Source organism: Paraburkholderia sp. EG287B (genome assembly GCF_040965595.1).
Classification (GTDB): Bacteria; Pseudomonadota; Gammaproteobacteria; order Burkholderiales; family Burkholderiaceae; genus Paraburkholderia.
Window position 1 is genome coordinate 296,589 of record NZ_JBFRCG010000014.1, and the last position, 9,642, is coordinate 306,230.

Consider the following 9,642-nt stretch of genomic DNA (forward strand, 5'->3'; position numbering starts at 1 on the left):
TCTTAAATCAGAAGTTGACGCCGAGGAATGCTTCGATCTTTTCGGCGACGAAGTCGAGCATCTCCTTGCTGAGGCCAGGGTACACGCCGACCCAGAAGGTGCGGTTCATGACGATGTCGGTATTCGTCAGTTCGCCGCTGACACGGTATTCCCTGCCAATCATGTACGGCTGACGCGTGAGGTTGCCAGCGAAAAGCAGTCGCGTACCGACCTTGTTCTGATCGAGGTAGTCAAGCAGGTCAACGCGGTTGAACTCGGCTTCTGGCTTCAAGGTAATCGGGAAGCCAAACCATGACGGATCGGAATTCGGCGTCGCGTTGGGCAAAATCAGAAAGTCCTTGCAGCTTTGCAACCGGTCATGCAGATATGCAAAGTTCTCGCGACGCGCCTGCACGAAACCATCAAGGCGATCCATCTGCGCAAGCGCACACGCCGCCTGCATGTCCGTGATCTTCAGGTTGTAGCCGAGGTGCGTGTAGGTGTACTTGTGGTCGTAGCCTTCTGGCAAGTTGCCAAGCTTCCAGCAGAACCGCTTGCCACAGGTGTTGTCCTTGCCAGGTGCGCAGTAACAGTCGCGTCCCCAATCGCGGAACGATTCCGCGATCAACTTGAGTTCGGGGTTATTCGTGAAGACAGCGCCGCCTTCACCCATAGTGATGTGGTGCGCGGGATAGAAACTGAGCGTGCCGATATCGCCGAACGTACCTACGAGTTGACCGTTATAGGTCGCGCCAAGCGCATCGCAGCAGTCTTCGATGAGCCACAGGTTGTACTTCTTGCAAAGGGCGACGATGACTTCGAGATTGTAAGGATTGCCCAGTGTATGAGCGAGCATGATCGCTTTCGTCTTCGGCGAAATCGCTGCTTCGATCTTGCTTGCGTCGATGTTGTACGTACCTAGTTCTACGTCGACAAAAACCGGTACTGCGCCGAACTGGATAATAGGATTGACGGTGGTCGGGAAACCCGCCGCAACTCCGATTACTTCGTCGCCGCGTTTGATCGCGCGATCGCCGAGCTTCGGGGAGGTCAGCGTTGAGAACGCAACCAGATTCGCGGACGAACCCGAGTTGACGGTAATCAGGTAATTCACGCCGAGATACGCTGCGAGTTTCTTTTCGAACTCGTCATTGAAACGCCCGGTCGTAAGCCAGCCGTCGAGCGATGCTTCGACCATGAGCTCCATCTCGCGTGCGCCAATCACCTTGCCGGAGGGCGGGATCACGGTTTTTCCGGGTTCGAATGCGGGCCGTTGCGTGGCAAGCGAACCGTACTGCTGCACGAGTTGGATAATCTGCTCGCGGATCTGATCTTTATTCATGGCAGGTAGTCTTAAGACTGAGTGTATTCGTCAATTTGGGCTAGTGTAACTGCGCGCATATCTTCACCACGGGCGGCGGCCTTGTACCAGCTGACAATGTTGTCGAGTGTCCGGTCGAGACTCCACCGGGGGCGCCAGCCGAGGCGCGTACGCGCTTTCGAGCAGTCCAGTTTCAGATAAGTGGCTTCGTGCGGGTGCTCATTGCCGTCCAGCTCCCAGCGCGCATTGTCACCCCATTGTGATGTGAGCCGCTCGACGATCGCTTGAACGGGCTGAGCATCCGAATCGTTTGGCCCGAAGTTCCACGCGTCGGCGTGACGCGGCCCAGCGGTATACAGGCTTTCTGCGAGGGCGAGGTAACCACTGAGTGGTTCGAGGACGTGTTGCCACGGCCGAATCGCGTTCGGACTGCGGATGCTGACTGTCTCTCCATTGCCGATTGCGCGAATGATGTCGGGGATGAGCCGGTCTACTGCCCAGTCTCCGCCCCCGATGACATTGCCTGCGCGAGCGCTTGCGATTGCTACGCCGTGTTTATCGTAAGCTGCGGGATTGAAGAAAGAGCTACGGTAGGCGGCGGTGACCAACTCAGTGCAGCCCTTACTGCTGCTGTACGGATCGTAGCCACCCATTGCTTCGTTTTCGCGGTAGCCCCATTCCCATTCCCGATTCTCGTAACACTTGTCAGTGGTGACGATAACGACGGACCGCACAGTGGGGACGTGTCGAACAGCCTCGAGCAAGTGCACTGTACCCAGTACATTCGTCTCGTACGTCTCTACCGGATTCACGTACGATTCGCGCACGAGCGGTTGGGCTGCCATATGAATCACAACGTCTGGCGCAGCCTCTTTGATCGCATTCAACAGGAACTCGCGGTTGCGTATATCCCCGATGATCGATTCAATGCCGTCAGCAACCCGCGCAAGCGCGAACATGTTTGGCTTGGTAGTGGGGGCGAGCGAAAAGCCCGTGACTCTGGCGCCGAGCGCCTGCAGCCAGAGCGTCAGCCAGCTGCCTTTGAAACCGGTATGCCCCGTAAGAAAGACTTTCTTGCCACGCCAGAATGAACTGTCCGTCATCACCACACCTTCCAGGGCGCCTTGCCACTCTGCCAAAGCTCTTCCAGGTAATTCTTGTCCCTCAACGTATCCATGGGCTGCCAGAAGCCTTCATGCTCGTACGCCGAAAGTTGACCGCTACCGGCGAGTTGTTCCAGCGGCTCGCGTTCCCAAATGCATTGGTCGTCCGGGATCAGGTCGATCACCTTCGGCGATAGCACAAAGAATCCGCCATTAATCATTCCGCCGTCGCCCTTCGGCTTTTCCTTGAACGAGCTGACTTTGTTTTCCCGGATATCCAGTGCACCGAAACGGCCTGGCGGGTAAGTGGCGCTGAGCGTCGCAAGGGTTCCGCGCTGCCTGTGATACTCCGTGAGCGTATTGATGTTGATGTTGCTAAGCCCATCACCATAGGTGAAGCAAAAAGATTCCTCATCCTTAACGAAGTCTTTCACCCGACGCAGACGGCCGCCCGTCATCGTCGATTCTCCGGTGTCGACTAACGTCACCTTCCAGGGCTCGGCATATTGCTGATGAACCTTCATTTCATTCGTACGCATATCGAACGTCACATCCGACATATGAAGGAAATAGTTCGCAAAATATTCCTTGATTACATAGCCCTTGTAGCCGCAGCAGATCACGAAATCGTTGACCCCGTAAGCCGAGTAGATCTTCATGATGTGCCACAGAATCGGTTTGCCTCCGATTTCTATCATTGGCTTCGGACGATTGGCCGTGTCTTCGGAAATTCGAGTCCCAAGTCCGCCTGCGAGAATGATAGCTTTCATCGAAATCCTGTGGTGTATTCGGTAGATTCTGGAAGGCAATGATTTGGCTTACGGGCCGAGGCGACTAAAGCCGCAGATCTGCGCCGCGATTCACCGTGGGGCACTGCGTGATTATTGGGGCATCATTCCTGCTGCTTGCTTCGAACGATCTTGTAAGGTCTTGGGAGCGGAACCCGAGCATTATATTGTTCCGCTCTGGCGTTGCATAGCAACCGCCGGAACCGCTGTTTGTGCTGCCTCCGGCCGCTTCCGGCTTTCTATTGACGTACTTGGCGGGGCGGGCAGATCGGCTTTCAGACGGTCGGCTCCAAAGCGTTTGCTGATGCAGGATTGCGGTTGTTGCATACCTGTTTGCTTTCCGTCCTTGACCACGCCCGCGTTGCATTGACGTGGGTCGGTTGAAGATACATGTGTCTGTTCGCGCCCTCAGGCAAAACTCAAAGCGTTGGCCGCCAACTGATAGTTGGGCGCAAGTGGCGTTCCTATAACAACATGATTGGAGGTGCGCGTCCCATGGATCCGATTCGGGGGCGACCATCCGTTACACTATTGTTATGCGCCAATCGAGCGCGAACGCCGTACGATCGCGCTCCTTCACTGGCCGTATTCGTATTTTTCTCGTCTAGAACTACCTGGAACCAACACCAATGCATGTCGTGGTAACGGGCGCGAATGGCTTCGTGGGCCGCGCCCTATGCCGTACCCTGGTCGAAAACGGACACCGCGTAACCGGTATCGTCCGCCGTGCCGGCACAGCACCGGCTGGCGTCGCGGAATGGGTTCATGGCACGCCGGAATTCGCCGATATCGACATGCATTGGCCGGCGCCGTCCGGCGATGTCGACTGTGTCGTGCATCTTGCCGCGCGCGTGCACGTCATGAATGAAACGGAGAGTGACGAGACGCAGCGAGCCTTCAATGCGACCAACGTCGAAGGCACCCTGCGCGTCGCGCGCGCCGCGCAGCGCCATGGCGTGCGGCGTTTCATCTACGTGAGCAGCATCAAGGCAATCGCGGGCAGCGGGGGCACGCGCGAACCGCTGCGAGAAGACGCGCTCGCGCAACCCGACGACGCCTACGGCCGCTCGAAGCTTGCGGCGGAACGGTCACTAGCCGAGTTGCGCAGCGAGACGGGACTCGATGTCGTGATCGTACGGCCACCACTCGTCTATGGCCCGGACGTCGGCGCCAACTTCCGCAAGATGCTCGATACCGTCTGGCGCGGGACACCCTTGCCGTTGGGCGCCGTGGATGCCCAGCGCAGCCTGCTGTTCGTCGACAATCTGGTCGACGCGCTCATGCATTGCGCATCGGACGCACGCTCAACAAACGGTTGTTTTCATCTGGCAGACGATATCGCGCCTTCCGTCGCGGACCTGCTGCGTGCCATTGGCAGGCATCTCGGCCGCCCGGCACGGCTCATACCGGTGCCCGTGTCGCTGCTCAAACTTGCCGGCATGCTCACGGGAAGGACCGCGCAGATCGAGCGTCTCACCGAAAGTCTGGTTCTCGATGCATCGGCGATCCAGCGACAGTTGTCGGGATGGCACCCGCCGTACACGCTGGACGAGGGACTGCGCGCGACGGCCGACTGGTATCGCGCATGTCGCAAGGAGCAGGGGCGCGCATGAGCGAGGTTTTTGACGTAATCGCAACATCCGGTTGGATCGTGCTGCTTACGGCCGCGTTATCGGCTCTGGCGAGTTTTCTGATCCTGCGGGGCTTGCTTTCGACTGGTCTCGCCTGGCGGATCGCCACGGATGTGCCTAATTATCGCTCGCTTCACGTCAAGCCGATTCCGCGCGTAGGCGGTTGGGGGATCGTACCGGTCGGCCTCGCCGCGCTTTTATGGCACGTATCGCAGATGTGGTTGATCGCGGCGGGAGCGGCGGCGCTCGCCTTGGTATCGCAGATCGACGATCGTCGCGATTTGCCCGCGCGCATCCGGTTTGCCGTCCATTTCGCAGCAGTGGTCGCTCTGGTCGTCATCTGGCCAGCGGACGCGCCGTGGTGGCTGCTCGCAGGCATCGGCTTCCTGATGCTCTGGCTGATCAACCTGTACAACTTCATGGACGGCGCCGATGGTCTCGCGGGCGGCATGGCCCTGTTTGGTTTCGGGGCCTACGCGGCGGCGGCGCTGGCCGCCGCGCATCCGTCGCCGGCGTTGGCAGAGGCGGGCGCCGCCCTCGCCGGGGCATCACTCGGCTTCCTGTTCCTCAATTTCCACCCGGCGAAATTGTTCCTGGGTGACGCCGGCTCGATCACGCTCGGCTTTCTGGCGGGCGCACTCGGCTACTGGGGCTGGCGCGGCGCCGTCTGGCCGCTCTGGTTTCCAGCCTTGATTTTTTCCCCGTTTATTGCGGATGCGTCGATTACATTGCTGAGGCGCGTCTGTCGTGGGGAAAAATTCTGGCAAGCGCATCGGGAGCACTACTATCAACGCATGGTGCGCTCGGGTATCGGTCACAGTCGCACCGCAATCTACTGGTATGCCGTGATGTTTGCGGGTGTCATCGTCGCACTTTGGGCGCTGGGGCGGCCGACGTGGCAGCAATGGCTGATTTTTGCAGCGTGGTACGGCGTTCTGGGGTGCTGTGCCGTCGTCATCGATAGGCGTTGGCGAAGCTTTCAGAATTCTAACGAGAAATAGCCGAGCTTTGCGGTTGATTCTTCCCTTTAAATGCTGACGCATCTGTAACACGACTGAGACGTTTGTTTCTTCAGGGAAATTCCTGCCGCGCGGCACAAGCATTAAGATCAGCGCGCGGTGCGCTCCGATCGTTTGGTACCCCGTCAGGCTTGCGGGCATAATAACTGCTGCGGCGCCGCGGCATGGAGCGGGTCCCTGTGGCAGCAATGGCCAAGTTTAGGTGCGTGGTATGGAGATTTGCCTCCCGGGAGATCGTCATCGATCTTCATAGGGCAGGCTCCCCAGAATCCGACGCGAAATAATTTCGAGGTTTGCCGCCAATGTTGCGATCCAAGGCATCTTGGTTGTCGTTCGGTGTTTTCTTCTTCGACATGCTGGCCGCAGTGGCGGCGTGGCTCGTCGCGTACGTCGTCCGCTTCAACGGTGAAATTCCGGTTCCCTTTTTTAAGGGCGCATGCGTTGCGCTCCTCTGGGTCCTTCCCGTCTACGGCGCGATGTTTCGCACCTTCGGCTTGTACCGTGGCTTGTGGGTTTTCGCGAGCCTGCCCGACCTGATGCGCATTGCGAAGGCGATCGTGGTCGGTGCGCTCGTCGTCATGATTGGCGCGGTCATGTTTCAGCCGAAGCCGATCATTCCGCGCTCCGTCCTCCTGCTTACGCCGATGCTGCTGTTCCTCGCAATGGGCGGCGCGCGAGCGATCTACCGGGCCAGTAAAGAGTTCTATCTGTACGGCGGCCTTGTCGGTCGCGGCAAGCCCGTGCTGATTCTCGGCGCAGGGGGCGCTGGCGCGAGCCTCGCGCGTGAGCTGTCGCGCTCGGGTGAATGGCGCCTGGTTGGTCTGCTCGACGACGACGTTGCGAAGCGGGGCCGCGAGATCTATGGCTACAAGGTCCTCGGCACGATCGACGAGATCGCGCACTGGACGGAGACGCTCAAGGTCGAGCATGTGATAATCGCGATCCCGTCCGCGCCGATGGAGACGCAGCGACGCCTCGCTACGCTCTGCGTGCGCCTTGGCGTCAAGGCGATGGTCTTGCCTTCGCTCACGGCCCTGATGCCTAGCCAGGGTTTTCTTTCCCAGATTCGCCAGATCGATCTGGAAGACCTTCTCGGCCGTGAAGCGGTCAACATCGACACCGCCCACGTCGAGGCGCTGCTGCGAGATCGCGTCGTAATGGTCACGGGCGCGGGTGGCTCGATTGGCTCCGAACTCTGCCGCCAGATCCTGAAGTTCCAGCCTGCGCAACTCATTGCATTCGACTTGTCCGAATACGCGATCTACCGCCTCACCGAGGAGATCCGCGAGCGCTTTCCCGAGCAGGCGATGATCTCGTTCATCGGCGATGCGAAAGACTCCTTGCTGCTCGACCACGTCATGTCGCGTTACGCCCCGCATATCGTCTTCCATGCCGCTGCATACAAGCACGTGCCGCTGATGGAGGAGCTCAATGCATGGCAAGCTCTGCGCAACAATGTGCTTGGCACGTACCGGGTCGCGACCGCGGCGATCCGCAACAACGTGCGCCATTTCGTGCTGATCTCGACTGACAAGGCCGTGAACCCGACCAACGTCATGGGCGCGAGCAAGCGCCTCGCCGAGATGGCGTGCCAGGCGTTGCAGCAGACGAGCGAGCGCACACAGTTCGAGACCGTTCGCTTTGGAAACGTACTGGGTAGCGCGGGAAGTGTCATCCCGAAGTTTCAGCAGCAGATTGCGAGGGGCGGTCCCGTGACCGTCACGCATCCCGAGATAACCCGCTTTTTCATGACGATTCCCGAGGCGGCGCAGCTCGTGCTTCAGGCATCGAGCATGGGGCAGGGCGGCGAGATCTTCATTCTCGACATGGGCAAGCCCGTCAAGATTGTCGATCTGGCGCGTGACCTGATCCGTCTTTATGGCTTTTCCGAAGATCAGATCCGTATCGAGTTCAGTGGCTTGCGTCCCGGCGAGAAACTCTATGAGGAGCTGCTGGCCGATGACGAGATGACCGCGCGTACGGCGCACCCGAAGCTGCGCATCGCGCGGGCGCGCGAGGTGCCGGTCAATCTGCTGGACGAATTGCTGCCGTGGCTGATGCAGCACCGCGTTCCGGGCGACGACGAAGTCCGCCGCGACCTGCGCCGCTGGGTACCTGAATACCAACCGTCGAGCGTCTCGAAGCTTCAAAGTGTGAGTGGGACGTCGGTGAGGGCTGCTGGCTGATACAGGGAACAAAGCAGCAAGCGCGCATCGCCGTACACTGCTTATTTTCCGCCAGCGTCCGCGCGAAGATTCGCGACCTTGAGCGATCGTTCTCTGACGCGGCCAATTGCAAATTGGCGGTCGCGCACCAGGTAATCGACGATATGGTCGACACAAGTTTCGACCGAATTGTCTTGCGTGTGCAGTGTGAGATCGGGATGAGCCGGCGGGTGATAGGGAGACGCGATACCAGTGAACTGTGCGATCTCACCGCGGCGGGCGCGTTGATATAGCCCTTTGGGGTCGCGCTTTTCGCAAACTTCGAGCGGGGTGTCGACAAACACCTCGACAAACGCGGATTCGCCGACAATGCGCCGTGCATTTTCGCGGTGCTCGGGCTCGGGTGAAATGGTCGCCGTGACGGCTACAAACCCCTCATTGCAAAACAGCGCCGCCACATGGGCGACGCGCCTGAGATTTTCCGTACGCTCGGCGTCACTAAAACCAAGATCTGAATTGAGGCCCGTGCGCAGCACGTCGCCATCGAGCATCGTTGCTCGAAGGGCAAACGTTTGCAGTCGATTGACCAACGCGCGCGCGACTGTCGACTTGCCCGCTCCGGACATGCCGGTGAGCCAGATGACAACTCCAGCCGACGTTGCTGTATTCACTTCTTACCGCCTCGATCAACGTAAACCTGATTCGCATTCTAACGTTTCGAAGCAGTTCGTGTAACGCGGATGTAATAAACCGCAACAAATTTGCAGGCTTGTAATTCTGTGTAATGATTCATGTACCGAGAACCCTGCTAGTACTGTAGTGACAAAAATCGTTTACCTTCAGCAGGTACGATTTGCACGATCGGTTGGATTTTGGATTTCAGGGGCCGATTGAGGACTAGCGCACGTGCGCCGATTTTAGTGATGCTGCACCCGGACCTTCATAAGGGGAGACTGCATGACCATCATGACAAGCCTCGGCCGCACGATCGGCCCCTTGCGTCGGCTGCACGACAACCGCAACGATCTAGCGGTGGCGTTGCTCTCCGCCGAAGAGCGTGTACGGAATCTGGAAGCCCTTGTCGAGGCGGCTCGCGGCACTCCCTTCTTTGCCTACTTCGCCAGTTTCGATGCGCTGGCGTGCATGCGACGACACGAAGTACAAGATCGCAAACCTACGCCGGGATTCCAGACAAACTGGCTCGGGGTGTTAGTGGACCCCAAGATCTTTAGCTTTCTGGCCGACCAAGGTGGAAAGCTGGAGCAGTTTCCATTGCCGGCTAATTGGCACGCCGACATCGCGGAATGGGCGTCGGCACTGCATGCGGTGGAACTGTCCCGGCCCGACAGCTTCACAATGATCGAGTTGGGTTGCGGCTGGGGTTGCTGGATGAACAACATGGGCGTGGCTGCGAAGCGCACCGGCCGGAAGGTCCATGTCATCGGCATCGAGGGCGACGAAGGTCACGTCGAATTCGCTCGTGAGGCATTAGCCCGCAATGGATTCACCGTAAGCGATGAATTCTCCACACCGAATGTAGAATCGTTCGCAACCAGCGGGCGAGCGTAGCTGCATCGCGACGGTCGCGATCGACCGGCGATGTCTGCGTCAGGATGGTGAGCCTGTGCGTCGGGCT

8 protein-coding genes are annotated in these 9,642 nt (G+C 58.9%); 4 read left to right on the top strand and 4 right to left on the bottom strand.

Features of this window, described 5'->3' with window-relative positions; translation table 11 throughout:
* Positions 1-7 precede the first annotated feature (7 nt).
* From rfbH to rfbF, 3 genes are read right to left on the bottom strand one after another with little or no spacing between them, the layout of a single operon-like run.
* Positions 8-1,321: a lipopolysaccharide biosynthesis protein RfbH gene (gene rfbH, locus AB4Y40_RS26660; protein WP_368690357.1), complete on the bottom strand. Its 1,314-nt coding sequence runs from the start codon at positions 1,319-1,321 to the stop codon at positions 8-10.
* A gap of 11 nt (positions 1,322-1,332) precedes the next feature.
* Positions 1,333-2,403: a CDP-glucose 4,6-dehydratase gene (gene rfbG, locus AB4Y40_RS26665; RefSeq protein WP_368690358.1), complete on the bottom strand. Its 1,071-nt coding sequence runs from the start codon at positions 2,401-2,403 to the stop codon at positions 1,333-1,335.
* On the bottom strand, positions 2,403-3,173 hold the full coding sequence (gene rfbF / locus AB4Y40_RS26670) for a glucose-1-phosphate cytidylyltransferase (protein ID WP_368690359.1): 771 nt from the start codon (positions 3,171-3,173) through the stop codon (positions 2,403-2,405). The genes rfbG and rfbF overlap by 1 nt, the downstream gene beginning before the upstream one ends.
* Before the next feature lie 647 nt (positions 3,174-3,820).
* Between rfbF and AB4Y40_RS26675 the strand changes: the two genes are divergently transcribed.
* The 3 genes from AB4Y40_RS26675 to AB4Y40_RS26685 all read left to right on the top strand — a co-directional run bounded on the left by AB4Y40_RS26675 (position 3,821) and on the right by AB4Y40_RS26685 (position 8,027).
* Entirely contained in the window at positions 3,821-4,804 is a 984-nt protein-coding gene (locus AB4Y40_RS26675) for an NAD-dependent epimerase/dehydratase family protein (protein WP_368690360.1), read from the top strand.
* Complete coding sequence (locus AB4Y40_RS26680) at positions 4,801-5,823, top strand: glycosyltransferase family 4 protein (protein WP_368690361.1); 1,023 nt, start codon at positions 4,801-4,803, stop codon at positions 5,821-5,823. Before AB4Y40_RS26675 ends, AB4Y40_RS26680 begins: the two co-directional genes overlap by 4 nt.
* Before the next feature lie 320 nt (positions 5,824-6,143).
* A complete protein-coding gene (locus AB4Y40_RS26685; protein WP_368690362.1) occupies positions 6,144-8,027 on the top strand; it encodes a polysaccharide biosynthesis protein in 1,884 nt (627 codons plus the stop codon).
* A 41-nt stretch (positions 8,028-8,068) separates the two neighbouring features.
* Here AB4Y40_RS26685 and cysC read toward each other — a convergent pair whose 3' ends face one another.
* Positions 8,069-8,677, bottom strand: coding sequence for an adenylyl-sulfate kinase (cysC, locus tag AB4Y40_RS26690; RefSeq protein ID WP_368690363.1), 609 nt, complete (start codon positions 8,675-8,677; stop codon positions 8,069-8,071).
* 286 nt (positions 8,678-8,963) lie between these two features.
* Here cysC and AB4Y40_RS26695 point away from each other — a divergent pair, with 286 nt between their 5' ends.
* Positions 8,964-9,575 carry a hypothetical protein gene (locus AB4Y40_RS26695; protein WP_368690364.1) on the top strand — a complete coding sequence of 204 codons (612 nt, stop codon included), beginning with the start codon at positions 8,964-8,966 and terminating at the stop codon, positions 9,573-9,575.
* The last annotated feature ends 67 nt before the right edge of the window (positions 9,576-9,642 follow it).